Below are 23,677 nucleotides of genomic sequence, written 5' to 3'. Positions count from 1 at the left end.
GAGGGCAAAGGTTGATAGCGTCTTCGAGAGCATCGTCTTCTCCATTTTAGATTTGGGGCTCGAGCACCGGCAGCTCGGCGTGGTGAGCGGGCCTGTTCTCGGCCGGCGCATCGTTCGCAACGGCTTCCGGCTCGCGCGAAGGTGATTCATCCGCATGATCCGGATGGATCCGGAACCACGCCACATAGAGCGCCGGCAGAAACAGCAGCGTCAGCAGCGTGCCGACGATGATGCCGCCCATCATGGCGTAGGCCATCGGGCCCCAGAAAATTTCGCGCGCGATCGGGATCAATGCGAGACTTGCGGCAGCCGCGGTCAACAGGATCGGTCGCATGCGGTGCTCGGTTGCCTCGACGACCGCATCCCAGGCAGGCCTGCCCTCCTTTCTCAGATCCTCGATCTGCACGATCAGGATCACGGAGTTTCGCACCAGGATTCCGATCAGCGCGAGCACGCCGAGGATCGCGACGAAGCCCAGCGGCGCGCCGCTCGGCAGCATGGCCATGACGACGCCGATCAGCGCGAGCGGAGCGACCGCGAAGACCAGGAACAGGCGCGAAAAGCTCTGCAGCTGCACCATCAGCACGGTCGCCATGACAAACAGCATCAGCGGCGCGACCGCGATGATCGGCCCCTGGCTCTTGGCACTCTCCTCTACCGAGCCGCCGATCTTGATCGCGTAGCCCGCCGGCAGCTGCTTCGCAAACTCCGCCACCTTCGGCGCGAGCTGGTCGACCACCGTCTTCGGCTGAACGTTACCGACGACGGCAGCCTTCAGCGTGATGGTCGGAATCCGCGCACGCCGCCAGATCGTGGGCTGCTCCAGCTCGTAGCGCAGATTGGCGACGGCACCGAGCGGGACCGGTTGGCCCCCCAGCCCGGTCAGTTGCAGGTCGCGCAGCGTATCGATCGAGGCGCGCTCCTTCGCAGTCGCACGTCCCGTGACGTTGACCAGATAGATGCTGTCCCGCACCTGCGTGATCGGCGAGCCCTGCAGCACGGAGTTCAGCGTGGTGGCGATGTCTTCCGAGGTCAGGCCAAGCTGGCGCGCCTTGTCCTGGAACACGTCGACCTTGACGACGCGAGCCGGCTCCATCCAGTCGAACACCACGTTGCCGAGATCGGGACTGCTCCGCACGATTCCCGCAAGCTTCTGTGAGAGATCGCGCACCTTGGCGATGTCAGGCCCGCTGAGACGGTATTGCACCGGCCGCCCGACTGGAGGGCCGACCTCGAGCAGCTTGACGTAGGTGTCGGTGCCCGGGAACGTCCTCCTCAAATAGTCCTCGAACTGCGCCTTGAGCCGGTCGCGCGCCGTGATGCCGCCCTTCGTCACGATCACCTGCTGGCCGAACCAGGTGTTGGCGGTCTGAACATCGAACGACAGCACGAAGCGCGGCGCGCCAGTGCCGACATAGGTCGACCAGTGCTCGACCGATTGGTTGCCCTGCAATTGCTCGCGCTCGAAGCGCGCCATCTGCATGTTGGTCTCGGCGATCGAGGCGTTCTGCGGCAGGTTCCAGTCGATCACCAGCTCGGTGCGGTCGGACGAGGGGAAGAATTGCTGCTGCACGAACTGCAAGCCGAACAGCGCAAGCAGGAAGACGCCGACCGTGACCGCAATGGTGCTCCAGCGATGATGCATGCAGAACAGGAGCAGGCGCGCGAACATCTGCGCCGTCCGTCCTTTTTGCTCGTGATGCCCCTTCATCTTGGCGGGAAGGATCGTGACGCCGAGCAAGGGCGTGAACAACACCGCCACGACCCAGGAGACGATCAGCGATACCGCGATCACCACGAACAGGGTGAAGGTGAACTCGCCCGCGTTGCTGCTGTTCAGCCCGATCGGGATGAAGCCGGCCACGGTGATCAGCGTTCCCGTCAGCATCGGGAACGCCGTCGACGTGTAGACGTGGGTCGCCGCCTTTTCGAGGGGATCGCCGACCTCGAGCCGGGCCACCATCATCTCGACGGCGATCATGGCATCGTCGACCAGAAGACCAAGCGCGATGATCAGGGCCCCGAGTGAAATGCGTTGCAGCGAGATGCCGCAATAGGCCATCACCACGAAGGTGATCGCGAGCACGAGCGGAATGGCGATGGCGACCACGAGACCGGCACGCATCCCCAGGCTCAGGAAGCTGATGCCGAGCACGATCATCACGGCCTCGAACAGCGCTTCGGTGAAGCCGGACACGGCATGTTCGACCACGACGGGCTGGTCCGCAACGAGGTGCACGCCGACGCCGATCGGCAGGTCGGCGATGATCTTCGTCATCTCCTCCTTCAGCGCCTCGCCGAACTGGAGCAGGTTGGCACCGGACTTCATGCCGATCGCCAGCGCAATGGCGGGCTGGCCGTTGTATCTGAACAGCGTCGACGGCGGATCGGCATAGCCGCGCGTGATCGTGGCAACATCGGTCAGCGGGAAGAAGCGATCGTTGATGCGCAGATTGACCGTCTTCAGGCTCGCCTCGGAGGCGAACTGGCCGTTGACGCGGACGCTGATCCGCTCCGGCCCCTCCTGGAACACGCCGGAGGGCGTCACCGCGTTCTGACCTTGCAGCGAAGTCATGACGGTCTTGATATCGAAGCCGAGAGCCGCGACCTTGCGGGTGGAGAGTTCGAGGTAGATCACCTCGTCCTGCGCGCCGAGAATGTCGACCTTGCCGACATCGGGCACGGTCAGCACCTTGGCCCTTATATCCTCGACCCGGTCGCGGAGCTGTCGCTGGCTCAAGCCGTCGCTGGTGAAGGCGTAGACGTTGCCGAAGACGTCACCGAAGCGGTCGTTGAAACCGGGGCCGACCACGCCTTGCGGGAAATCGCCCTTGATGTCGGCGATCATGTTGCGAACGCGAACCCAGGTCGGCTTGACGTCGGCCGCCTTGGTCGAATCGCGCAAGTAGACGAAGACGGTGGTCTGACCCGCGACCGTCACGCTCTTGGTGTAGTCGAGCGATTCCAGCTCCTCGAGCTTCTTCTCGATGCGGTCGGTGACCTGACGCGTCATCTCCTCGGGTGAGGCGCCCGGCCACTGCGCCTGGATCACCATGGTCTTGATGGTGAAGTCAGGATCCTCCTGTCGTCCCAGCTGGAGATAGGCAAACAGGCCGGCCGCCATGAAGGCGATCATGAAATACCAGACGAGCGAACGATGGCCGAGCGCCCAGTCGGAGAGGTTGAACGACTTCATGGCTCTTGATCCTGTTCGAAGCGGACCTGCTGTCCCGGCTTGAGGCTGTGAATTCCGGCGGTGACGATTCGGGTGCCTGTGGCAAGCCCGCCGGTGACGCGGATGCCCGCCTGTTCGGCGATGCCTTCGATCTTCTGCAGGGAGACGGTGCCGGCGGACTGATCGACCACCCAGACGAAATTGGCGCCGTCCCTGGCAAGCACCGCTGATGCGGGCAGGCGCAGGACCTTGCTCTGATCCTTGCCGAGCTTTGCCGTGACGGTCGCGCCAAGACGGAAGCTTTCGGGCGGGTTGTCGAGCGCAATCCGGACACGTCGCAGCCGCGTCACCGCATCGGCTTGCGGCGCGATTTCGCGAATCCTGCCCTCAATTTGAACGGCGGGGAGGAGCTGCAGGCTGACGGTGAAGGGGAGACCGATCTCGAGCGGCACAGGCAGGTCCTCACCGATGTCGACGACCGCCTCGCGAATGTCCGGGCGCGCGACCGTCACCACGGTTTGACCGGGCGAGACCACCTGACCGACTTCCGCGCCGACGGCGGTGACGACGCCGCCGAAGTCGGCTTTGATGCGGGCATAGCCGAGTTGCTCGACGGCCTTGGTCAGGTTCGCCTGCTCCTGCGCGACGCTTGCTTCGGCGCCGGCGCGGGCCTGTTCGGCGTTGTCGAGCGTCTGCCTGGTGGTCGCATCGCTGGTGATGAGCGCGTGTTGCCGCGCCTCCGTGGCCTTGGCCGTCGCAAGCTGCGCCTCGGCCTTGGCAAGCTGAGCTTTGGCCGCGCGAACGGCGAGATCGAGCGCGATGGGATCAATCGTCCCGATGATTTGTCCTTCGCTGACGATGTCGCCGACATAGACCGGGCGCGAGGTGAGCCGTCCGAGCACGCGAAAACCAAGGCTGGTCTTGTAGCGCGGCTCGACGACGCCGACCGCAACCGTGCCGTCGCCGCTATTCGGCGTGGCCACCATCGAGAGCACGGGGCGTACGGGCTCCGGCTCCTTCGCCTCCTGCTGGCAGCCGGTCAGCAACGCGGCCGCCGCGACTGCGCCAGCGATCATCATGACCCGTCGCTTCATGACTGACCTCCCGCCTCAGTGACCGATTGACCGACGCTCAGGAGCTTGCCGCCGTCGACGACGACGCGCTCGCCGGGCTCGAGGCCTGCCTTGATCAGCACCTGACCGGCTTCATAAGCGCCGACCGTGACGGGCTTCAGCGACGCTGTCTGCGTCCTGGGGTCAACGGTCCAGACGGCAGGCCTGCTACCCGCGGCCATCAGCGCGCTCCAGGGCAGGGAGATCTCGTTCTGAGCTTTAGCCTTCACTGTCCCCGAGACGGCGCTGCCCAGCGTCAACGCAGCCGGCGGGTTCGCGATGGACACCTTGACGCGGATCGTGGAGCTCTTCGCGTCGATCGCCGGCGAAATCTCTCTCACCTCTCCCGTCGCCGTCACGCCGGGATCGGAGACCAGTGCCAACGTGACGCGGCGGCTGTCGGTCTGGCCAAGGAAGACGGATTCGTAGACCTCGAAGACGGCATCCCGCTCCCCGTCCTGCGCGAGCGAGAACACGGATTGGGCTGCCGGAACGACCTGCCCGACCTCGAGGTTTCGCGCAGTGATGACGCCGTCCGCTTCAGCGCGCAGGACGGTATAGCCGAGCGCATCGCGCGAGGTGCCCAGTTGCGCCTTAGCCGCCTCCAGCACGCCCTCTGCGGTTCGCAGACCTTCCTGGGCCTGGTCGTAAACGGTCCGGGTGGTGAAGCCGCTTGCGATCAGCGCTTTCTGCCGCTCGAACGTGGCCTTCGCCACGCGCAGCTGGGCTTCGGCCGAGGCCACTGCCGCCGTCGCAGCATCGACATCAGCCTGTTGCTCGGCTGGATCGAGACGGGCGAGGACGTCGCCCTTGTTAACGTGCGCACCGACGTCCACGATGCGCGCAACCACCCGTCCGCTGATGCGGAACGAAAGATCGGCACTGAAGCGCGCCTGGACTTCTCCCGTCAACGTGCGGGAGGATTCCCGATCGCGCGGCTGTACGATCGTGGTCCGGACCAGCGCTGCCCGTATGGTCGTCTGCGCCGCGTGATCGTTGCAACCTGTCAACGCAATGCTGACAAGCACGGCGGCCGCGGCGAGGGCCTTCCCCACATGTGGCGTTCGAACAGGGCTCGAAAATTGGCTTGTCATGGCGCGTCCGTATGATGGGAGGGTGACAGCAGCACGCCGAGCGCATCGGCGGATTGGCGGCTCGAAGCAGGGGATCTCGTACGGCGCGGAGCCCTCATCTGGCGCGTTGCGATCGACCAGTTTGCGCGCCGTTCCCGCTCGGTCAGCGGGAACGAAACGACGATCGAGGTGAATTCAGCGCCGAAACCATGCTCGATGCGCCCGCCGAGAGCCCGTGCGATATCTCTGGCAATGCGCAATTCGCGATCGGAAGCTTCCCGCGGGGGACGCGAGCCGTTGTCCAGGATCACGCAGTTCACCAGCGCACCGGTGCGCGTTAGCTTGATCCTGATCTGTCCGGCCCCTGCATCGAAACAAGCGTGCCTTGCCGCATGCATCACGAGCTCATGGACGATCAGCCCCAGATGCCAGCAGCGCTGCGGCTGAAGCGCGAGGGGCTGCGTCGCGAAGGCCAGCTGAATGTTCATCCGGTCCAGGACCGCCCGGCGCATGCCACAGCCCAGCTTGCGGATGTAGGTCGCAGCCTGGATCAAGGTGTCGCCCGGCGGTATACCGAGCGCACGGTGCACGTCGGCATAGCCGTGCAGCAGCTCGGCGACGTCGCTAAGCGCGCCCTTGGCTTCCGCCCCTTCGGCACGGATGGCGGCCGCGGAGACCAGATTGATGGCGAAGGCAACACCGTTGGCGACCCTGTGATGCAGCTCGCGCAGCAGCACGCCTTCCGGCAAGCTTGGCGGTTCTGGGTTCAGAACAGTCACGACATTCTCCTCAGTTCGGGTCGGGGGTCAGGCCGAGCGCGTCGCCCTGTGCGGCCTCCCGGCCGCGCCGCTTGTGGCGGCAAGCGGCCTCTATAAACAAACTACACCGTATATTTTCTTTTTCTTGCCTATCTTCGCGCGCCGTGTCAAGAGGGATGCAGACGCGCACAGACTCGTGATTGGGAGTCCTGAAATGAAGAAGACCAAACGAGGCAGACCGCCCAAGGATCTTGCCGGCGATGCACAGACCCGCATCCTCGATGCCGCTCAGCAATTGTTTCTGGAGAAGGGATACCGCAGCGCGAGTATCGACGACATTTCCGAGCTCGCACCCGCCAGCAAACCGACGATCTACGCCCACTTCCCAGGCAAGGAAGCACTGTTCGCGGCGGTGGTGGCCCGCAACGTCGACGGCCTGATGGATTTCGACGGCTTCGTGCCGGAAGGGCGCACCATCGAGGACAAGCTGATGAGCCTCGGGGCCGCGATCATCGAACGATTCCTGAAGGAATCGCTCGGGATGGTACGCACCACGATCGCGGAATCGCAGCGGTTTCCGGAGCTGAGCCGCAATGTTCATGACGCTGCCCGCGACCGGTCTCTGGCGGCAGTCTCCCAGCTCCTGGACGACGCCACTCAGAAGCTGGCTCGCACGCCGAGAGGCCCGTTCAGCGCCAAGCGGAGCCGCTCCACCGCGCAAATCTTCCTCGATCTCATTCTGCTGCCGATGCTGTTTCGCGCGCTGGTCGGCGAGACCTCGAAGGACCTGGAGAAAGAACTTCGTGGCTTTGTGCGCGAGCGCGTCGGCTTTTTCCTGGCCGCCTGCGAGACGGACTGGACGCACTAGCTCATCCGCATTAGCCGGCGCACCCGAGCTTCGCGCGAGCTGTCATCTCGTCCGGCTACAGGAATGGCGTGCGACGCAAAGCGCTCGTACAAAAACTCAACATCTCCTCGAAACTTGGTCGCAGAGTCGCAGCTCCGATCCGCGATGGATTGAGATGGACGTCCATGGCTTCGAGCAGGCAGCAGGTCAGCGCCATCGGACTGCCGCCCTGCAGTTCGCTGCGTGCCTGGCCCGCGCCGATGATCGGCCGCACCAGCCCTCGGATCCTGTCGTCGTAGGCGAGGACGACGGTCCAGTTCTGCCGGACGGCCAGGGTTACCAGGTCCTGCAGCCGGCGATGCTTCGCCGGTCGAGCTCCATTGCAGTCGGCTATTGCCTTCAGGATCGCAGCCAGGCGCCGCAGCGCTGGCCCACGGCCCCGAGCCGCCTCAGCCGCTTCACTGACCGTCTCTTCGAGCACCTCTTGCACCACAGCCTCCTCGATCGCCCGCCTGGAGGGAAAGAATCGATAGACGTTGGCCGAGGACATCGACAGACTCTGCGCGATGTCGGCGACGGTGGTCTTGTCGCATCCCATCTCGCCATAGAGATGGATGGCGGCCTGCACGATCCTGCGGCGGGCGCGGCTCGTTCGATCTTCAATCTGGCTGCGCATAACGTCTCTCACTGCGAGGGAATGTTCATCAACTCGCGGCGGCAGGCCTCTCCGAAATCCCGCAAGGGATCCATCTCCTCGATGAATTTGGGGAGATCGACGAATGTGCGATTTGGTGAGAGATAGGTCTCGATGATCAGGTGCCCGGCTCTCTCGGCGGCCTGAACAACCTCGCTGCTCGACAAGATCCGCATGCGCCCGACCAGCGTATAGAGGCTGACCAGTTGCGGGATTTCGCCTGATCATTGACCAGGGCCTCGGCATAGAGCCTCGACGCCTCCTCGATGAAGCAATGGTACAATTGTTCGCGCTTCGAGAACGAGCGGGCGTGATGAAGCTCGCGACGCTTTCGGCGTCCGCTGAACCATCCGCTGACGATGGTCGAGAGCGCGCCGAACGCAGAGCCGCCGAAGGCAGCCAGGGCCGGTATGTACACCGTGCTCATGAGATCGCTCCTGTCTCCTGGCCGCGATGCCGATGCAATTCAGGACGGCAACCCCGTCACACCGGTCGCAGCATCAATCCTATCTGGCCCTGGCAGAGCCGGTGCTTGCCTGCTCGAACACCGCTTTGCACGCTTCGCTTAAGGCCGGTTTCCTCTGCCGCAGGCAGGCTTCGACACCCGCCGGGTCCGGAATGTAGGCGCTGCACAGGCGAAAGGCGTCGGGCGTACAGGCTGCCCTCTGCTCCGCCGTGCCCTGGTTCTCCTGCGCGGATGCTGCTGCGCTGCCGAGCGCAACCACGACCGCTGCGAACAGCATTTGCGTCAATCTCGTCAAGTTGGATCCTTTCTTTGCTCGAGGCTTGTGGTTTGGCGGAGCCTCACCGCCTTGATCCTGCACACGCGCTTGTGAGGCCGTCGTCTTGACACCATTCGCGGTGCGTGATTTATATGAACTATACGGTGTATTTTATTAAGGAGATATGGAATGTCAAGCCTGCTGTTCCCCTTGATGCGCGAAAATCCGCTGCCCGGACTTGCCGCCGCATCGTTGAACATCGTTGTGGCCGTGTGCCTCGTGGCCTTGAGCCTGCTGCTGGGAATCACGATCGCCATGATCGCCTGGGCTCATTCGCTCGCCACGCGCAGCGACGTGAGATCACGACCGGTGGCGTGACATGCTGAACTTCATCGAAGTCTTTGATGGGATGGAAGTGGACCCGACCAGCGGCGAGATCGTGTGGACAGGTGTGACCGGAACACGGATAGCGCTCCAGCGTGATGGACACATGATCAATCCGACAGCCGCAGCCTATTGTCCGACCGAATGGCTCGACCAGCGCGGCTATCTCGATGCCGAACGTGCGCGCCATCATCCACGCCCGTGGAGCATCTGACGATGCAACAGAGTGATGCCACGGTCGGGAGGCCCATGCCGTGAGCCGACGATCCGTCATGTCAATGCAGGCGAGCCGATCGAACGACACCGCCCTTCCCTTGCGCGGCTATTTTCTGTCGGTCGGCGGCGCCCTGCTCTGCTTGCTTTGCATGACCGGTTGGGTGCTCCCGCCCCAACCGCCAAGCCGCTTCGCGGAGCCGGATCCTGCGCGGCCTGCGATCCGCATGCACTCCGACGTGAAGGGGCCGGCCCTCGTCAGGATCGATACCAATCAGTCGCCGCCCACGCCCTCCGACAAGGAGATCGTCGTCGCGCACAGCCCCTTGTGGGCGATTGACCAACCACCACACCGAGATTGATCCGATGTCCAAGCAGCATCTGTTTGCCCTGATCATGTGGTCCGCCACGCTCGCCGCGACCGCCGCCGTCGCTGACGTTCAAAACCCTGCGGACGCAGACAGCCGAAGCGCGAGCGCGCAAAGCCGGGCCGAAGAGGCCGCCATCCAACGCGTACTCAGGGAATTCCGCACGACACGCGTCCCGCTCAGCCGGGCGATGGCGATCGCTGAGCACCTGCATGACGGTTCGAAGGCCGCCGACATCAGCTTCGAGATCGACGGCCCGCCCATCTTTCGCGTTCGCACGATCCGCAATGAGCACGTATGGGAGAACGCCATCGACGCAAATACCGGAAACATCACCGGGAAGGAGGTGACGTCGTCGCTGAAGGAACTCGATCGGGAAGACATCGCCAACATCCTTGCCTTGAAGTGGATCAAGCCGGAATTGTCCGATGCCGTGCAGGTCGCCGAGAAAGCGACCGCCGGCAGCGCGCTGGCCGGCGGTCTGATCCGACAGGACGGCAAACTCAACTTCGTGATCATCGTCGCTTCCGGAGACCATTTGAAAGAGGTGCTGCTCGAGCCTCCCAAGGTCGGAAAGCAAGACACGAGGCGCGATTAACACGCACAAGTCCATCAGCAATCAAAGAGCACACTCGCCATGAACTTCCAGCCGCGGAATTACAGTGCACTCAATACTGTCAGCAGGCCCGATCATTGCGCACGACCGCACAGTGAAGCTTGCCCTACAGTGCACTCTATTTGGGCAGATCGCTGAATTGAGTTAACTGTCACGAGCTTGCCCGACATCTGGAAATTTCCCGGCTCGCATCGTAATGTCATTGCGATGAGCATGGTCGGTGCCGGGCAACCGGCATCGACGATTGCCAGGCACGCGCACACTGATCCGAGCTCACGCGTTGCGCTGTCGATCGCACCAGGCAAGGTCGGAGTTGCGCATGTTGACGGCTGAAGAGATCGTCCGCGTCAGGACTTCGTTCGATCTGGTATTCCCCAATGCCAATGACGCGATGACGGCGTTTTACGATCGCATCTTCGAGCTGGCGCCTGAAATCCGGCCGATGTTTCCCGCTGACCTGAGCGCGCTGAAGCAGGATTTCATTTCGAAACTCGCCGTGCTGGTCGGCAGCCTCGATCCGGCGACGGGGCTGCTGGGGGGTGCCGACGTTCTCGGCCGCAATCACCAGCGATATGGCGCAAGGGCCGAGCATTATCCTGTCGTCGGCGAAGCACTGCTCTGGAGCCTTGCGCGTGGCCTTGGGCCAAACTGGACCGATGAGTTGGAGCAGGCCTGGCGCAAGGTCTACGGCGTCATTGCGCAGCGCATGATCGCGGTCGGCGATGCGCCACCCCCGCCGTTCGCCAGCCCGTCACAGCCGATGTGATATTCCAGCCGGGGCCCGGACGTCCACGTTCACGACGCGCCTTTCAGCAGGCCAAGCCGGACCAGGCTTTCGGCTGTGGCCAGGATGGCATCCTCTCTCGAGCGTGGAGCCCAGCCGAGCAGCCTTCTCGCTTTTTCGGCCGTGGCATTCATGTTCACGCCGAGGTGCGGCACGATCTGCGCCATCGCGGGGTTTCCGATCGCGATCAGGTGTATGAACCAGTTGGGCAGGACTCGCGTCGAGACCTTGCCGGCAGCGATTCCCATGCCTTGGCGCAGCACCTTCGCAATGTCCGCCAGCCACAGGCTGCCGCCCGAAGCCGCAAGAAAACGTTCTCCCTTGGCGGCGGGGTTGGTCATGGCGCGCAAGTGGAGATCGGCGACGTCACGGACGTCGACCAGGCAAGTATTGACCTTCGGGCAGCCCGGCTGGCCCTCCATCATGTTCTTGATCAGCCGAACGGAATGAGAATAGTCCGGGCCCAGAGCAGGTCCGAGGACAGTGGTCGGGTTGACGGCAGACAGTTCGAGCCCGTCGCCTTCGCGACCCACGAAGGCCCACGCGGCGCGCTCGGCAAGCGTCTTCGACCTCTGATAGGGCGCCACCTTGCCGTTGAGGTTAGTCCAATCCGTCTCGTCGAACGGCCGGCTCATCGGTTCGTGGCCGACCCCGATCGCCCCGAAGGCGGAAGTCAGAACCACGCGCTTCACGCCGGCGCTTTTCGCTGCGCGCAAGACCCGGAGATTGCCTTCGACGGCGGGCTTGACCCAGTCTTCTTCACGAACCTGGTGTCCCGATGGGGTCGGCGAGGCGCCGTGCTGTACGTAGCTGCAGCCTGCGGCAGCCTCGACCCAGCCCCGGTCCTCGGTGAGATCGACGGCAACGAAGGACAGGCGATCTCCGGCCTCGCAGCCGCCGTTCCTGAGGTTCTCGCGCACTTCCGCTTCACGCGCCGGCGACCGAACCGTGGTCCGCACCCGATAGCCGGCATCCAGCAGCGCCAGAATGCAATGTTGCGCGATAAATCCCGTGCCTCCGGTGACGAGCACCGTCTCTTCGTTCATGTCGTTCTCCTGATGGCCGCATCGGCGTTCAATTCCCGCCTTGAATTGGACGATCTGTGAGGCCATCTGTTCGGATTGTGAATGCTCGAAAGTCCGCATTACTTGCTCGAAAGTCCTGATGTGTCCGACGATCCGTTTTCCGACATCCTCAGGTTCACGCAGGCAGAAACGCTGGTGACGGGTGGTTTCAGGGCCGGCGGCTCATGGGCCATCCGGTTTCCGGTGCCGAAAACCATCAAGTTCTTCGCCGTCGTGAAGGGGAGCTGCTGGGTCACGATCGACGGCGAAGCTCAGCCTTTTCGATTTGAGACCGGCGACGTCGGACTGCTGGCAGCGCCGCGTTCCTTCATCCTGGCCAGCGATCGGAATGCCGCGCCGGTCGACGCCATGGATCTGTTTTCCGGCGCCGGCGCGACAACGGCCGAGCTCGGCGACGGTGATGACTTCGCCCATATCGGTGGCCACGTTTTGCTCGACCCGCTGAGCGGCAGGTTGCTCGCAGATATCTTGCCGCCCTGGATTCACATCCAGGCGTCATCGCCCCAGGCGATGAACTTTCGCTGGCTGCTCGACCGGCTGGTCGAGGAGCGGGCCTCGGAACTGCCGGGCGCTCAGCTCGCGTCGGCCCAGCTCGCGCAGCTTCTTTTCATCCAGATCCTTCGGGCCCATCTGAAAACAGCGACCGACATGCCCGCCGGGTGGTTGCGGGCGATGGGAGATCCCCGCATTGCGCCGGCGCTGCGTCTGATGCACGGCGAACCCGGCCGATCCTGGCACCTCGAGGAGCTCGCAAGCGCCTGCGCCATGTCTCGCACCACCTTCGCCTCCCACTTCAGAAGGGTCTCCGGCGTCGCGCCGCTGACCTATCTCACCAACTGGCGCATGCGGCTTGCCGAACGTGCCCTGCGGGAGGAAGCCACGCCCGTAGCGATCATCGCTGAAGCGCTGGGCTATACGTCGGAGAGCGCCTTCAGCAACGCCTTCAAGCGCCTGACAGGCAAATCGCCCCGAGCATGCCGGACCGCCGGCCGTGCATCCGGTCCGCATGCTGCGAGAAAGCAAGCCAACGGCCATCTTTCGCTGCCGAAGGCGGCGATCAGCATCGAGGCGCGGGAGTGAGCGCGCCAGCGATTGGCGATCATCTTGGCCGCTCTGTCCAGAGGGTCAGGCCATGCCTAACGCGCCGGAGGGACGAAATACGGCCCGCCGAAATTCTGGTGGACTCAATGATCGACCGCTATGAGCAGCCAAAGCCTTGAATTAAGCAGCACCGTCATTTCGGATCGCCGAAGCGGGTACTGAGATCCTCGATGAATCGCAGGGCCTCGTCACCCCTCCCCATCGGGACACCGGCCGCACGCGAGATTGGTAGAACGCCCCGAACGATCGCCGACCACCGCAAGAACCAAATCCTCACTCCCGCGTTATCCTTCTCGCTACGGAGCCGTCCCGCGGAGGTCCCGTCATGGAAGACCAGAACCGGACAACCCTGGTTTTGAGTGCGATCGCTCTGGCCGTCGCCATTGTGGTTGCGTCCACGGTCACGATGGAGCGCGTCAACACGCGCACAGCCAGTAACGACACACCTCCCGGCACGACCGGGCTTGCCAGGCCGCACCCGCCGCTCGACCGCGCGGCCGGTGAACCGATCCAGACGATCGGCGGGCCGTCGCAGGCGAGCAATCGCGGTCGCCCCTGATCGAGGGCACGCGCTTCAGCAGATCATCGGATCATCCCCGTGGTCGCAAACGCCGCCCGGCTGGTCCGCGGGCGCTGCTTCCGGGGCACTGGCGACGGGGGCGGCGAACCAGCGTTCCCCCGCGATGCGCGGGATGCTCGATCGCATGCTCCGTTCGGCGTGTCGCTCGCCGGTGCGGTGCTCACGCGCCTGAAGCGGCGTGCTGGAAATTGCGGTGACGATCAATCCGGTCAACAGGATCTTGGGCAGGACTGACCCGATGGGGTGTCTCATTGATGGCATCGTTGCTGTTCCTTTCAATTGGATGATCCCTCGCGCGGCAAGAGATCCGATCCACCATCTCCAGACGTGCGGCGCCCCGCCTCTATTCCCAACTCACAAAGAGGTTTTCGATTGGCCGGGACGCGCGGACCCTTCACGAAGGCGAAACGGAGCTTTGCGCGGATTCTCCCGCTGCGAACGTGAATCAAAGTTGAGCTGGAACGGCATGAGGCCTCGCCCATTCGCGCAAGCGTTCGGACGCTCGGAGCCATCCCCGCAACCGGGGTCCAGGACGGCGTCCGCCAGCCTCACGCCAGCTTCACGGCGGAAACTGCCTCCGCGGGACGCCATGGTCGCGCTCGGTCCATCCCGCAAGCACGGTTGAATCTTAAGCCGGCGGTCCGCAAGATAATTTGTCTCCTTCTGGTCCAATCATGAATCGCCAAGAGCGCCCGGCCGCGGCCAAGCCGCAATCCAACACGGTCGCACCTCGGCAATTGCCGCAACATTTCGAGGCGTTGAGACAGGGCAAGGCGCTGTTCGATCTCGGCCGCTATGCCGAAGCGCTCGACTGCTTCAACCTGTTCGAGACGCACAATCCCGGCATCGCACCGCTGTACCAGACCCGCGGCCTTTGCCTGCAGCGGCTCGGCCGGTTCGACGAGGCGCAGGCCGATTTCGAGAGGTCGATTGCGCTGAGCCCGCTCGAGGCCGAGACGCACAAGAACCTCGGCACGCTGCATTCGCGCCTGGGCCGGATGGAGCAGGCCTTTGCGAGCTTCGATCGCGCGCTCGCCATTCGGCCAAACTTTCCCGCAGCGCTCACTGAAAAAGCGCGGGCGCTGTGGAGCCTGCACCGGCTGGATGAGGCGTTCGCGGCCTTGCACAAATCGCTAGCGCTCGAGCCCGGCAACGCGAACACGATCTGGAATCTCGCGGTGCTGCAGATGCTGACCGGCGATTTCGAGCGGGGCCTCGCCGGACGCGAAGCCCGCTGGAAGGCGTCGCTCGGCCTCGTCGATCGCGGCTTTTCCGCGCCGCTTTGGCTTGGTGACCAGCCGATCGCGGATAAGACCATCCTGCTTCATGCCGACGAGGGCCTCGGCGACTCGATCCAGCTCGCGCGCTACGCACCCATGCTGGCAGCGCTCGGCGCACGGGTCATCCTGGAGGTGTCAACACCGCTCCAGCAGCTGCTCGGCGGCACCACCGGCGTTGCGGCCTGCATCGGCCGGTCGTCAACGCCGTCGCTGGCATTCGACCTGCACTGTCCGCTGGGAAGCCTGCCGCTGGCGTGCACGACGCGGCCCGATACGATCCCGTTTGCGGATGGCTATCTTCCTGCGCCAGCGGCGGAGCGCGTGGCGGCGTGGGAGGACCGGCTTGGCCCGCACGATCGCTTCCGCGTCGGCCTCGTCTGGTCGGGCAATCCGGCTCACAACAACGATCACAACCGGTCGATGCCCCTGCGCACACTGGCACCGCTGCTCGATTGCGACGTCCAGTTCGTCTCCTTGCAGAAGGGCGCGCGGGACCAAGACCGGGCGTTTCTCGACGGACACCCCGATATCGTCGATCTCACCGAGGATCTTGCGGATTTCAGCGACACGGCGGCGCTCGTTGCCTGTCTCGACCTCGTCATCTCCGTCGACACCAGCGTCGCGCATCTGGCGGGCGCTATGGGCGCGCCGGTCTGGACCATGCTGCCGTTCAACCCGGATTGGCGCTGGCTGCTCGGCCGCGACGACAGCCCGTGGTATTCCTCGATGCGGCTGTTTAGGCAGCCTGAGCGAGACGACTGGGTTAGTGTCGTCGACGCCGTCCGCCGCGCGCTCGACGGGCGCGTCTGCGAATGGCAGTCAGGGGCACAGCAACTCCAGAGCAAGACTCCGGACGCCAAACCCCAGCAGGCGGTGATATCGAATGCCCTCGGCCATATGTTCCGGCAACGCGGGCGGGCGGACGAGGCCGTGCTGCACTTCCGGCGGGCGTTGGAGCTGCACCCTCACGATCTGGACGCGGCGAACTGCTGCGGAGCACTGCTGTTCAATCTCGGACGTTACGCGGAAGCGCTCGAATGCTTTGACGTCGCCGAGAAACTCGATCCAGGTTCCGCGGCTCTGTATCAGATGCGCGGGGCTTGCCTCCAGGAAGCGAACCGCTTCGAGGAAGCCGAAGCCGACTATCGGAAGTCGATCGCGCTGGACCCCAGCCAAGCGGAGACCTACAACAATTTCGGCCTGCTTCATGCAAGACTGGGCCGACACGAGCAGGCCATTGCACATTTCGATCGGTCGCTTGAACTTCGACCGGATTTTTCTGCCGTGCTCAACAACAAAGCATTGGCATTATTGAATCTGCAATTGCTGGACGAAGCCGTCGCGACCTTTCACAGATCGCTGACGGTCGACCCTGGCAATGCGCCGGCGACCTTCAATCTGGCGACGATTCAGTTGCTGACCGGAGACCTCGAGAGAGGCTTTGCCGGGCGCGAAGCGCGCTGGAAGCTTCCTGTCGGCCTGCCCGAACGGGGTTTCTCCCAGCCCCTTTGGCGCGGTGACCAGCCGATCGCGGGCAAGACCTTGTTGCTTCACTCTGAAGAGGGCATGGGCGACGCCATTCAGTTTGCGCGCTATGCGACCATGGCGGCCGCGCTCGGAGCCCGGGTCATCCTGGAGGTCCAGCCGCCGATCCGGCAACTGCTGGCCGAGGTGTCCGGCGTCGCCGATTGTGTCGACCGGCCGTCGGCAACGTCGCTTGCGTTCGACCTGCACTGCCCGCTGGGAACGCTGCCGTCCGCGTTCGGGACGCGGCTCGATACGATCCCGTTTGCGGAATCCTACATTCCTGCGCCACCGCCGGAGCGCATGGCGGCGTGGGAGGACCGGCTCGGCCCGCACGATCGTTTCCGTGTCGGCCTCGTTTGGTCGGGCAATCCGGGTCACAAGAACGATCACAACCGGTCGATGCCCCTGCGCACGCTAGCGCCGCTGCTCGATTGCGACGTCCAGTTCGTCTCCTTGCAGAAGAGTGCCCAAGACGAGGATCTGGCGTTTCTCCGCGAATGCTCTGACATCATCGACCTCTCGGACGATCTCACGGATATGAGCGACACGGCGGCCCTCGTTGCCTGTCTCGATCTCGTCATCTCGGTCGATACCAGCGTTGCGCATCTCGCCGGTGCGCTCGGCGCGCCGGTCTGGACCATGCTGCCCTTCAACCCGGACTGGCGCTGGCTGCTCGGCCGCGACGACAGCCCGTGGTATTCCTCGATGCGGCTGTTCAGGCAGCCTGAGCGCGGCGACTGGGCCAGTGTCGTGGACCGCGTTCGCAGTGCGCTCGATGGGCGGGTCTGCGAATGGCGGCCGGGAGCACACCCGCTCCGGCGCATGGCCCCGATCACCGGACGACAGCAAGCGGTGATCTCCAATCATCTCGGCCATATGTTCTGGCAACGCCAGCGCACCGACGAGGCCCTGCGGCACTTCCGGCGGGCGCTGGAGCTGCATCCCTCCTATCTGGAGGCTGCGAACAGCTGCGGAAGACTGCTGTTCAATCTCGGACGGTATGCCGAAGCGCTCGAATGCCTCGATGCCGCCGCGCAAGCAGATCCGAATTCCGCACTCCTGCATCAAATTCGCGGCGATTGCCTGCAAGAGACGGGGCGGTTCGACGACGCCGAGGCCGCCTATGAAGCGTCCCTTGCGCTCGACCCCGGCGATGCGGACACGCACAACAAATTCGGCGTGCTTCAGGTGAGGCTTGACCGACTGGACCGGGCGTTGGCCTGTTTCGATCGGGCGCTCGAACTTCAACCGGAATTTTCCGGCGCGCTGTCCAACAAGGCGCTGGTGTTGCTGAACCTGCAATTGCTGGATCAAGCCTTCGCGACCCTTCGCCAATCGCTGACGGTCGATCCGGACAATGCGGTGGCGACCTACAATCTGGCGACACTTCAGTTGCTGACCGGAGACTTCGCGCCGGGCTGGCTTGGACGCGAAGCGCGCTGGAGGTTGTCCGTCGGCCTGCTCCATCGCGGCTTTTCGCAAGCCCTCTGGCTCGGCGACCAATCGATCGAAGGCAAGACCATCCTGCTGCATGCCGACGAGGGATTTGGCGACGCCATCCAGTTCGCGCGTTATGTCCCGATGGTGGCCGCGCTCGGCGCACGCGTGATCCTGGAGGTCCAGCCGCCGATCCGGCAGCTGCTTGCCGATGTGTCCGGCGTCGCAATGTGTGTCGACCGGCCGTCTGCGTCAGCGTTGCCGTTCGATCTCCATTGTCCTCTTGGAAGCCTGCCATTGGCGCTTGGGACGCAGCTCGACACGATCCCGAGCCCTGAGCCGTATCTTCCCGCGCCCCCGGCGGCACGCGTGACAGCATGGGACGACCGGCTTGGCTTGCACGATTGTTTCCGCGTCGGCCTGGTCTGGTCGGGCAATCCGGCCCACAAGAATGATCGGGATCGATCGATCCCCCTCGACACGCTTGCGCCCCTGCTCGATTGCGATGTTCGGTTCGTCAGCCTGCAGAAGGGTCCCCGCGATCGGGACCGGGCCTTCCTCGACCAACACCCTGATATCGTCGACCTGACGGACCAGCTGACGGATTTCACCGACACGGCGGCGCTGATGGCCTGCCTCGACCTGGTGATCTCGGTCGACACCAGCGTCGCTCATCTCGCAGGCGCCCTGGGCGCCCCGATCTGGACGTTGCTGCCGTTCAACCCGGACTGGCGCTGGCTGCTGAACCGCGACGACAGCCCGTGGTACCGGTCGATGCGGCTGTTCCGGCAACCTGCGCGTAACGATTGGGCCAGCGTCGTGGACAATGTTCGCCACGAACTGAACGGCCTGGTGTCCGCGCGGCGCTCATCGCAACAGCCGTCCCTGCGCTTGCCAGCCGAGGCATAACCGAGCTCAGCCACTAACTCTCGACCCGATAGAGCCGCCAGCGCTCCGGCACGCCTTTGAGCTGGTGCAGGCCGTGATCCCTCAAGCCGACCGCGGACTGGGTCTTCAGCAGATCCTTTACCGCGCTCGACACCAGAACTTCGCCGGCGCGCGCTTTCGCTGCGACGCGCGTGACGATGTGGAAGGCGAGGCCGACCATCTCGCCGCCACTGATCGTGTACTCGCCGGCGTGCAGCCCCACCCTGATCTCGAGGCCGAGCGTGCGCACCGCCTTCTGGATCGCGTTGGCGCAAGTGATTCCCGCGCCCGGCGCCTTGAAAGTCGCGACCACGCCGTCACCGGTCGTCACGACTTCCTTGCCGCGTGAGCTCTTCAGCTCCTTGCGGACCGCGGCGTAATAATGCCCCATCACCTTGGTCCACCGCGCATCGCCCAGTTTGGCCGCCTTTGCAGTCGAACCGACGATGTCGACGATCAGGATGGTGGCGAGAGCCTGTTTGAGGCCGGCAGCGGGCTCGACCGATCGGGGCCGGTTCGCGATCGAGCCGGTCAGCGGTTCATAGCGATGGCTGCGCCGCCGCGCGATCGCGGCCTTGGCATAATCCTGGGCGCGCTGCGCGGTGCGGCAGCGGATCGTCTTCTCCTGCGGCAGGCGCGTCCAGTAGACCTTTCGCACGGCACCGGTGCCCTGGACCTCGACCGCGCCCCATTTCAGGAAAATCGTCGAGCCCGTTCGCCTGATGCACCACGCTTTCGACGTGTAGCCCGATACGTTCGACTGATGGACTCCGATGCGCAGGAATTTTGGCATGAACGTGCGGCCAATCGCAGGAACGTGTGAGACTACCTTTGGGAAAGCGTAGTCGCCCACTCCCGCGTTGGCAACAGGACTCCGAACCGGAGAGCTCTCGCGTCAGCTCGCGATCACGTCCCTGAGCCAGGCTAAAACGCGAACAGCTCGATCGGATCGCTGAAGCCGCGCACCTCGTATTTGCCGATTCGCTCGAGCTGGAATTTCGGCTGCACCAGCTCGGCGAAGTCGCGTGACAACAGCACCGGCCGTCCGACCTGCTTGGTCAGCGCCTCCAGGCGCGAGGCCATGTTGACGGCGGGGCCGATGACGGTGAAGTCGAGCCGGCTCGACGATCCGATATTGCCGTACATGACGTCGCCGACATGGACGCCGATGCCGTAGTTCAGCGGCGCGCGGCCCGTGCCGTTGTTCCGCGCATTCAGCGCGGCCATGGCGTCACGGGCCTCGGTCACGGCGTGCAGCAGGTTGGCGCAGGCACTGGGGTCGCTCAGCGGGAAGATCGCGAGCAGGCCGTCGCCGATGAATTTCAGGATCTCGCCGCCGTGGCGCGCGATCGGCTCCGACATCGCGTCGAAATAGTCGTTGAGGAGATCGATGACGTCGTCGCGCGGCCAGTTGTCGGAGATTTTCGTGAAGTCACGCAGGTCGCAGATCATGATCGCGGCGCGCACCGTCGTGCCGGTGCCCCGCCTTGTGGCGCCGGCCAGGATCAACTCGCCGGCATGCGCGCCGACATAGGTCTCAAGCAGCGTTCGCGCCAGGCGGTTCTTGACGCGGATTTCGCTGACAAGCGCCAGCACCGGCAACACGTTCTTGAGGGCAACGATATGGGCCTCGTCGAAACCGCCAGGCCGGTCGGTCGCGAAGGTGACGAGATGCTGCTTCCCGAGTGTGTGGTACAGCGGCCAGGCGACATAATCCGTGAGGCCCTTCGCCCGCATCTCGTCATAGAGCGCGTGCTTGCGGCCGAGTGCCGGATCCCGTTCGAGATTCTCGCGCACCTCGGTCGCCCCCTCCTGTATTTCGTTGGCGGAACTGCCGATATATTCGGAGCGCCCCCGGACGTCGAAATCGACCAGCGCGATCTCCGCTTCGCGCATGCCGTCGGCCCACATGAAGCGCGCCCCTAACCATTGCGGATGATGGATCAGCACGTGAAACGTCGCCCGCTTCAGCGGAATGCCGGCCTGCTGAAGCCGGTTGCACATCTCGGCAAAGATGTTGTCGATGAAGCGCTCGCCGCGCGTGCCATTGATCATCCAATGGACGACGCCGTCGGACAGTGTAGGGCTTTTGTCTGGTGCGTTCATATCCTGCCCTCGGCGGCGGTCTGCATCTGCGCAGATATAGTGCGCCGGTGGCACCGCGCCAACCTGGCCAGTTGCGCGGATTGTTCGCACGCCGCAGCGACGGCTTCCGCCTAGCCGATCAGCCGGATCGACGCCAGCACGGCCAGCCCCGAGATAAGCGTCAGCTTGGACGCCTCGGTCAACTCCACCTTCAGCGTGCATTCGTGCGAAATCGCAAAATCCTCGTTATTGAGACGAATGCCGCAATCGCCGGAAGCCGCATAAACCAGGTGCGTTCCAGCCGGCAAGGACCGGTCGGCGGGCTCTTTCAGAGCCACGAGCTCGATCTCCGCGGCGCCGCGCCGGGCCATCAGATTCACGACCTCGACCGGACCCGCCTCGAGCGCGGTGACGATCTCCATCTCGCCGGTGAAGCGCACGGTCGTGAACGGCTCGCGCTCGTCGAATTCCTGCGTAGGCGATTTCAGCACCAGCCCGCGTCCGCCGACCACCATCTGGAGGCGATCGATGCCCGGCATGTGGGAGAACGGACCGGGCGCCACGATCGGCGTCGAGGCGAAGCGCCACAGCAGACTATTCCAGTCCCTGGTCGGGCTGCCTGCGCGATAGGCACCCGCGATATCGGTGAAGATGCCGCCGCCGTTCTTCCAGGGTGAGCGGGTGTAGTCTTCGGATTTGAGCAGGGTGGTTTTCATGGGGTGGGAATATCCGCGAGAGGCATGAGAGCGGATGTGTTAGCACATCGTGCGCGGCATGGCTGACCTCGCCGACCGGATGCACAAATCTGCCGACGGGCTACGGAGGTTACATCCCGCTCAACCCGCTATCGACCGCCAGCGTCTGCGCGGTGACATAGACGCTCTCGTCCGAGAGGAAGAACAGCACGGCGTAGGCGATCTCCCATGCGGTGGCCTGGCGGCCGAAGGGGACGTGGCCCTTGCCGCGGTTGGGGCGGCCGGCGCCGGCCTCGCGGCCGTTGGGGGTGTCGACGAGGCCGGGATAGACGAGATTGGCGCGGATGCCGCGGCGCGCGCCGAGATGGGCGATGTTGCGCATCAGGCCGCCGAGCGCGGCCTTCGAGGAATCGTAGACCGCCATCTGTGATCCCGCCCTCAGCGCGGCGATCGAGGAAATGAAGACGATCGAACCGCCATTGTCGAACTTGGGCAGGCCTGCGCGGCAGCACAGCATGGGGCCGCGCACGTTGACGTCGTAGATCCTGTTCCACTCCTCAGGGGACACGTTGTCGAGGCCAATCTTGCCGAAGGTGCCGATGTTCAGCACCATGCCGTCGAGGCCGTCCATCGCGCGATGCGCTTCGTCGATCATGCGTCGCACCTCAGCTTCGCTCGTGACGTCGGTGGCGATGGCAAAGCCCTCGCCACCTTCATCGGCGATGTGCTTGACGGTCTGCTGCGCGGAGGTGTGGTTGAGATCGGCCACCGCGACCTTCGCACCCTCGCGCGCGCACAAGATGCTCATGGCGCGGCCGTTGCCGATCGGATCGGTGGCGGCGTCGAACACGCGCTGGCCACCGCCGACGATCAGGATCCGGCGGCCCTTCAGCCGTCCCCTGCCCGGCGCCTCGCCCAGGGACTCCGCGCTGGGCGGGCGGACGTAGCGTTCCGGCTTGCTCTCGGTCTCGCTCATCGCAGCCGCCTATCTCTTGCCGCCGTCATAGACCTGCATGCCGGCCGCAGGATCGAGATCGGTCTCGGTGGCCTCGGTGACGCGCGCCATCATCATGTAGAAGCCGAGCGCAACGATGGATTCGACGATCTCCTGGTCGCTGAAATGCGCGCGCGCAGCCGCGAAGGTGGCTTCGGACACGCGGACGTTCTCGACGACCTCGCGGCCGAATTTGAGCAGCGCGCGCTCGGCATCGCTGAACGCAGCAGCTTCGTAGTCGCTGCGCTCCACCGCATCGATCTGGTCTTGCGTGCAACCGACGCCGAGCGCGATCGGCACGTGCTGGCGCCATTCATAAGCGCCGCCTTCGAGCTGCGCGGCCTGCAGGATCAGCAGCTCGCGGTTGACGGCCAAGAGCTTCTGCTTGTGCAGGATCGAGTTGCCGAGCCGCATCGCCGGGATCATGTTGGCCTCGGCATGGGCCATCATGCGGAAGATGTTGAGCTTGACCGGCATGCGGTCGAACGAGGCGCGGATGTCGCCGCTCGTCGTCTCCGGATCAATCAGGGGCAGCCTTGCCACGGTTCTCTCCCTTGGGTTTTCGTTTCTTGTTGTCATCATGGCCTGCCGCGATCAGCGACAGGAAGAAGGCGAGATAGCGGTCGATCGCCTCGATCACCTTGGGTCGCGGCGACGGCGTCGCACCCATCACGTAGTGCTCGAGACGGATGTAAATGAGCCCGGCCGCGAACAGCCGCGCGGTCTCGCGCGCATCAGGCGTCGAGATGAGGCCGGCGAGCGCAAAACCGCGGAAATAATCCGTCATCAGGCGCTGCTCGCGCGCATAGAACTGATCGGCGAACTTGGCGCGGATGCCGGGCACGCGGTTGCGCTCTGCGGTGATGACCTTCTGGAACTGGTGCTCGCGCGGCTCGGACCATTGCTCGACGAGATCCAGCGCGAAAAGCCGGCAGAACGCCGCCGGCTGGCGCGACAGCTGCTTGTAGCGCGGCTCTTCCAGCCGGCTCGCAGAACTGGCGGGGCCATGCTCGCTCACGATCGCTTCGAGGATCGCGGCCTTGCCGGCAAAATGATTGTAGAGGCTGCTTTCGCGGATGCCGACGCGGCGCGCCAGCTCGCGCATCGAGGCGCCGCCATAGCCGCTCTGCGCAAACAGATTGAGCGCTTCGTCAAGAATGCGCTGGCGCGTCGTGGGCGCAGCCGCGTGTGCCGTGCTGGAGGTGTGGAGAGCCATGACG

The 23,677-nt window shown here is 64.3% G+C and carries 24 protein-coding genes; 9 read left to right on the top strand and 15 right to left on the bottom strand.

The features are described 5' to 3' along the window. Positions 1-46 precede the first annotated feature (46 nt). Genes HYH08_RS18590 through HYH08_RS18575 form a run of 4 tightly spaced genes read right to left on the bottom strand, consistent with a single transcriptional unit; the run spans position 47 to position 6,097 of the window. Positions 47-3,196 (bottom strand): efflux RND transporter permease subunit, encoded by a 3,150-nt coding sequence (locus HYH08_RS18590; RefSeq protein WP_220011245.1) that lies wholly within the window; start codon positions 3,194-3,196, stop codon positions 47-49. Then, positions 3,193-4,269, bottom strand: a complete 1,077-nt coding sequence (locus HYH08_RS18585) for an efflux RND transporter periplasmic adaptor subunit (RefSeq protein ID WP_220011244.1) — start codon at positions 4,267-4,269, stop codon at positions 3,193-3,195. The genes HYH08_RS18590 and HYH08_RS18585 overlap by 4 nt, the downstream gene beginning before the upstream one ends. Continuing rightward, positions 4,266-5,381 (bottom strand): efflux RND transporter periplasmic adaptor subunit, encoded by a 1,116-nt coding sequence (locus HYH08_RS18580; protein ID WP_220011243.1) that lies wholly within the window; start codon positions 5,379-5,381, stop codon positions 4,266-4,268. Before HYH08_RS18580 ends, HYH08_RS18585 begins: the two co-directional genes overlap by 4 nt. Then, complete coding sequence (locus tag HYH08_RS18575) at positions 5,378-6,097, bottom strand: histidine kinase dimerization/phosphoacceptor domain -containing protein (RefSeq protein ID WP_349631440.1); 720 nt, start codon at positions 6,095-6,097, stop codon at positions 5,378-5,380. Before HYH08_RS18575 ends, HYH08_RS18580 begins: the two co-directional genes overlap by 4 nt. Positions 6,098-6,212: 115 nt before the next feature. Here HYH08_RS18575 and HYH08_RS18570 point away from each other — a divergent pair, with 115 nt between their 5' ends. After that, positions 6,213-6,986, top strand: coding sequence for a TetR/AcrR family transcriptional regulator (locus HYH08_RS18570; protein WP_349631439.1), 774 nt, complete (start codon positions 6,213-6,215; stop codon positions 6,984-6,986). A 55-nt stretch (positions 6,987-7,041) separates the two neighbouring features. On the opposite strand, the gene HYH08_RS18565 is transcribed toward HYH08_RS18570, so the two are convergent. From HYH08_RS18565 to HYH08_RS18555, 3 genes are all read right to left on the bottom strand, one after another. After that, positions 7,042-7,641, bottom strand: a complete 600-nt coding sequence (locus HYH08_RS18565; RefSeq protein ID WP_220011242.1) for a TetR/AcrR family transcriptional regulator — start codon at positions 7,639-7,641, stop codon at positions 7,042-7,044. An 8-nt stretch (positions 7,642-7,649) separates the two neighbouring features. Next, positions 7,650-7,835, bottom strand: coding sequence for a hypothetical protein (locus tag HYH08_RS37505; RefSeq protein ID WP_228747916.1), 186 nt, complete (start codon positions 7,833-7,835; stop codon positions 7,650-7,652). Positions 7,836-8,165: 330 nt separating this feature from the next. Beyond that, positions 8,166-8,402, bottom strand: coding sequence for a hypothetical protein (locus tag HYH08_RS18555; RefSeq protein ID WP_220011241.1), 237 nt, complete (start codon positions 8,400-8,402; stop codon positions 8,166-8,168). A gap of 168 nt (positions 8,403-8,570) precedes the next feature. On the opposite strand from HYH08_RS18555, the gene HYH08_RS18550 reads away from it, so the two are divergent. The 5 genes from HYH08_RS18550 to HYH08_RS18530 all read left to right on the top strand — a co-directional run bounded on the left by HYH08_RS18550 (position 8,571) and on the right by HYH08_RS18530 (position 10,728). After that, entirely contained in the window at positions 8,571-8,759 is a 189-nt protein-coding gene (locus tag HYH08_RS18550; protein WP_220011240.1) for a hypothetical protein, read from the top strand. 1 nt (position 8,760) lies between these two features. Next, complete coding sequence (locus HYH08_RS18545; protein WP_228747915.1) at positions 8,761-8,979, top strand: hypothetical protein; 219 nt, start codon at positions 8,761-8,763, stop codon at positions 8,977-8,979. A gap of 58 nt (positions 8,980-9,037) precedes the next feature. Continuing rightward, positions 9,038-9,340 (top strand): hypothetical protein, encoded by a 303-nt coding sequence (locus tag HYH08_RS18540; protein ID WP_220011239.1) that lies wholly within the window; start codon positions 9,038-9,040, stop codon positions 9,338-9,340. Between the two features lie 4 nt (positions 9,341-9,344). After that, on the top strand, positions 9,345-9,944 hold the full coding sequence (locus tag HYH08_RS18535; RefSeq protein ID WP_220011238.1) for a PepSY domain-containing protein: 600 nt from the start codon (positions 9,345-9,347) through the stop codon (positions 9,942-9,944). 337 nt (positions 9,945-10,281) lie between these two features. Next, positions 10,282-10,728: a globin family protein gene (locus HYH08_RS18530; protein WP_220011237.1), complete on the top strand. Its 447-nt coding sequence runs from the start codon at positions 10,282-10,284 to the stop codon at positions 10,726-10,728. 29 nt (positions 10,729-10,757) lie between these two features. Here the strand turns inward: HYH08_RS18530 and HYH08_RS18525 are convergent, their stop codons facing one another. Further along, the gene (locus tag HYH08_RS18525; protein ID WP_220011236.1) at positions 10,758-11,792 is read right to left on the bottom strand and encodes an SDR family oxidoreductase; all 1,035 of its coding nucleotides are present in this window, start codon (positions 11,790-11,792) and stop codon (positions 10,758-10,760) included. 81 nt (positions 11,793-11,873) lie between these two features. On the opposite strand from HYH08_RS18525, the gene HYH08_RS18520 reads away from it, so the two are divergent. Together HYH08_RS18520 and HYH08_RS18515 are read left to right on the top strand one after the other, a co-directional pair. After that, entirely contained in the window at positions 11,874-12,911 is a 1,038-nt protein-coding gene (locus tag HYH08_RS18520) for an AraC family transcriptional regulator (RefSeq protein WP_228747914.1), read from the top strand. 346 nt (positions 12,912-13,257) lie between these two features. Next, entirely contained in the window at positions 13,258-13,491 is a 234-nt protein-coding gene (locus tag HYH08_RS18515; protein ID WP_220011235.1) for a hypothetical protein, read from the top strand. 15 nt (positions 13,492-13,506) lie between these two features. Here the strand turns inward: HYH08_RS18515 and HYH08_RS18510 are convergent, their stop codons facing one another. After that, a complete protein-coding gene (locus HYH08_RS18510; protein WP_220011234.1) occupies positions 13,507-13,764 on the bottom strand; it encodes a hypothetical protein in 258 nt (85 codons plus the stop codon). Between the two features lie 422 nt (positions 13,765-14,186). On the opposite strand from HYH08_RS18510, the gene HYH08_RS18505 reads away from it, so the two are divergent. Then, the gene (locus tag HYH08_RS18505) at positions 14,187-18,665 is read left to right on the top strand and encodes a tetratricopeptide repeat protein (RefSeq protein ID WP_220011233.1); all 4,479 of its coding nucleotides are present in this window, start codon (positions 14,187-14,189) and stop codon (positions 18,663-18,665) included. A gap of 13 nt (positions 18,666-18,678) precedes the next feature. Here the strand turns inward: HYH08_RS18505 and HYH08_RS18500 are convergent, their stop codons facing one another. From HYH08_RS18500 to HYH08_RS18475, 6 genes are all read right to left on the bottom strand, one after another. Continuing rightward, positions 18,679-19,476, bottom strand: coding sequence for an adenylate/guanylate cyclase domain-containing protein (locus tag HYH08_RS18500; protein ID WP_220011232.1), 798 nt, complete (start codon positions 19,474-19,476; stop codon positions 18,679-18,681). A 131-nt stretch (positions 19,477-19,607) separates the two neighbouring features. Next, positions 19,608-20,789: an adenylate/guanylate cyclase domain-containing protein gene (locus HYH08_RS18495; RefSeq protein ID WP_220011231.1), complete on the bottom strand. Its 1,182-nt coding sequence runs from the start codon at positions 20,787-20,789 to the stop codon at positions 19,608-19,610. 110 nt (positions 20,790-20,899) lie between these two features. After that, a complete protein-coding gene (locus tag HYH08_RS18490) occupies positions 20,900-21,484 on the bottom strand; it encodes a HutD/Ves family protein (RefSeq protein WP_220011230.1) in 585 nt (194 codons plus the stop codon). Between the two features lie 109 nt (positions 21,485-21,593). Continuing rightward, positions 21,594-22,439, bottom strand: a complete 846-nt coding sequence (locus HYH08_RS18485; protein ID WP_220011229.1) for an SDR family NAD(P)-dependent oxidoreductase — start codon at positions 22,437-22,439, stop codon at positions 21,594-21,596. Positions 22,440-22,448: 9 nt separating this feature from the next. Further along, positions 22,449-23,000 carry a carboxymuconolactone decarboxylase family protein gene (locus tag HYH08_RS18480; protein WP_220011228.1) on the bottom strand — a complete coding sequence of 184 codons (552 nt, stop codon included), beginning with the start codon at positions 22,998-23,000 and terminating at the stop codon, positions 22,449-22,451. Continuing rightward, positions 22,978-23,673: a TetR/AcrR family transcriptional regulator gene (locus HYH08_RS18475; protein ID WP_220011227.1), complete on the bottom strand. Its 696-nt coding sequence runs from the start codon at positions 23,671-23,673 to the stop codon at positions 22,978-22,980. The genes HYH08_RS18480 and HYH08_RS18475 overlap by 23 nt, the downstream gene beginning before the upstream one ends. Positions 23,674-23,677: the final 4 nt, after the last annotated feature.

It is taken from the genome of Bradyrhizobium sp. BR 10289 (assembly GCF_019455385.1).
In the GTDB taxonomy this organism is placed as follows: Bacteria; Pseudomonadota; Alphaproteobacteria; order Rhizobiales; family Xanthobacteraceae; genus Bradyrhizobium.
The sequence above is the reverse complement of the archived record's forward strand: the minus strand, read 5'-3'. Positions and strand labels throughout refer to the sequence as shown.

Excerpts from the sequence above, each read along its gene's own strand:
- HYH08_RS18550 (WP_220011240.1), top strand. The coding sequence starts at position 8,571 with ATGTCAAGCCTGCTGTTCCCCTTGATGCGCGAAAATCCGCTGCCCGGA.
- HYH08_RS18565 (WP_220011242.1), bottom strand. The coding sequence starts at position 7,641 with ATGCGCAGCCAGATTGAAGATCGAACGAGCCGCGCCCGCCGCAGGATC.
- HYH08_RS18590 (WP_220011245.1), bottom strand. The coding sequence starts at position 3,196 with ATGAAGTCGTTCAACCTCTCCGACTGGGCGCTCGGCCATCGTTCGCTC.
- HYH08_RS18500 (WP_220011232.1), bottom strand. The coding sequence starts at position 19,476 with ATGCCAAAATTCCTGCGCATCGGAGTCCATCAGTCGAACGTATCGGGC.
- HYH08_RS18505 (WP_220011233.1), top strand. The coding sequence starts at position 14,187 with ATGAATCGCCAAGAGCGCCCGGCCGCGGCCAAGCCGCAATCCAACACG.
- HYH08_RS18515 (WP_220011235.1), top strand. The coding sequence starts at position 13,258 with ATGGAAGACCAGAACCGGACAACCCTGGTTTTGAGTGCGATCGCTCTG.
- HYH08_RS18540 (WP_220011239.1), top strand. The coding sequence starts at position 9,038 with ATGTCAATGCAGGCGAGCCGATCGAACGACACCGCCCTTCCCTTGCGC.
- HYH08_RS18510 (WP_220011234.1), bottom strand. The coding sequence starts at position 13,764 with ATGAGACACCCCATCGGGTCAGTCCTGCCCAAGATCCTGTTGACCGGA.
- HYH08_RS18530 (WP_220011237.1), top strand. The coding sequence starts at position 10,282 with ATGTTGACGGCTGAAGAGATCGTCCGCGTCAGGACTTCGTTCGATCTG.
- HYH08_RS18535 (WP_220011238.1), top strand. The coding sequence starts at position 9,345 with ATGTCCAAGCAGCATCTGTTTGCCCTGATCATGTGGTCCGCCACGCTC.
- HYH08_RS18545 (WP_228747915.1), top strand. The coding sequence starts at position 8,761 with ATGCTGAACTTCATCGAAGTCTTTGATGGGATGGAAGTGGACCCGACC.
- HYH08_RS18525 (WP_220011236.1), bottom strand. The coding sequence starts at position 11,792 with ATGAACGAAGAGACGGTGCTCGTCACCGGAGGCACGGGATTTATCGCG.
- HYH08_RS18555 (WP_220011241.1), bottom strand. The coding sequence starts at position 8,402 with ATGCTGTTCGCAGCGGTCGTGGTTGCGCTCGGCAGCGCAGCAGCATCC.
- HYH08_RS37505 (WP_228747916.1), bottom strand. The coding sequence starts at position 7,835 with ATGCGGATCTTGTCGAGCAGCGAGGTTGTTCAGGCCGCCGAGAGAGCC.
- HYH08_RS18580 (WP_220011243.1), bottom strand. The coding sequence starts at position 5,381 with ATGACAAGCCAATTTTCGAGCCCTGTTCGAACGCCACATGTGGGGAAG.
- HYH08_RS18520 (WP_228747914.1), top strand. The coding sequence starts at position 11,874 with ATGCTCGAAAGTCCGCATTACTTGCTCGAAAGTCCTGATGTGTCCGAC.
- HYH08_RS18495 (WP_220011231.1), bottom strand. The coding sequence starts at position 20,789 with ATGAACGCACCAGACAAAAGCCCTACACTGTCCGACGGCGTCGTCCAT.
- HYH08_RS18490 (WP_220011230.1), bottom strand. The coding sequence starts at position 21,484 with ATGAAAACCACCCTGCTCAAATCCGAAGACTACACCCGCTCACCCTGG.
- HYH08_RS18585 (WP_220011244.1), bottom strand. The coding sequence starts at position 4,269 with ATGAAGCGACGGGTCATGATGATCGCTGGCGCAGTCGCGGCGGCCGCG.
- HYH08_RS18485 (WP_220011229.1), bottom strand. The coding sequence starts at position 22,439 with ATGAGCGAGACCGAGAGCAAGCCGGAACGCTACGTCCGCCCGCCCAGC.
- HYH08_RS18475 (WP_220011227.1), bottom strand. The coding sequence starts at position 23,673 with ATGGCTCTCCACACCTCCAGCACGGCACACGCGGCTGCGCCCACGACG.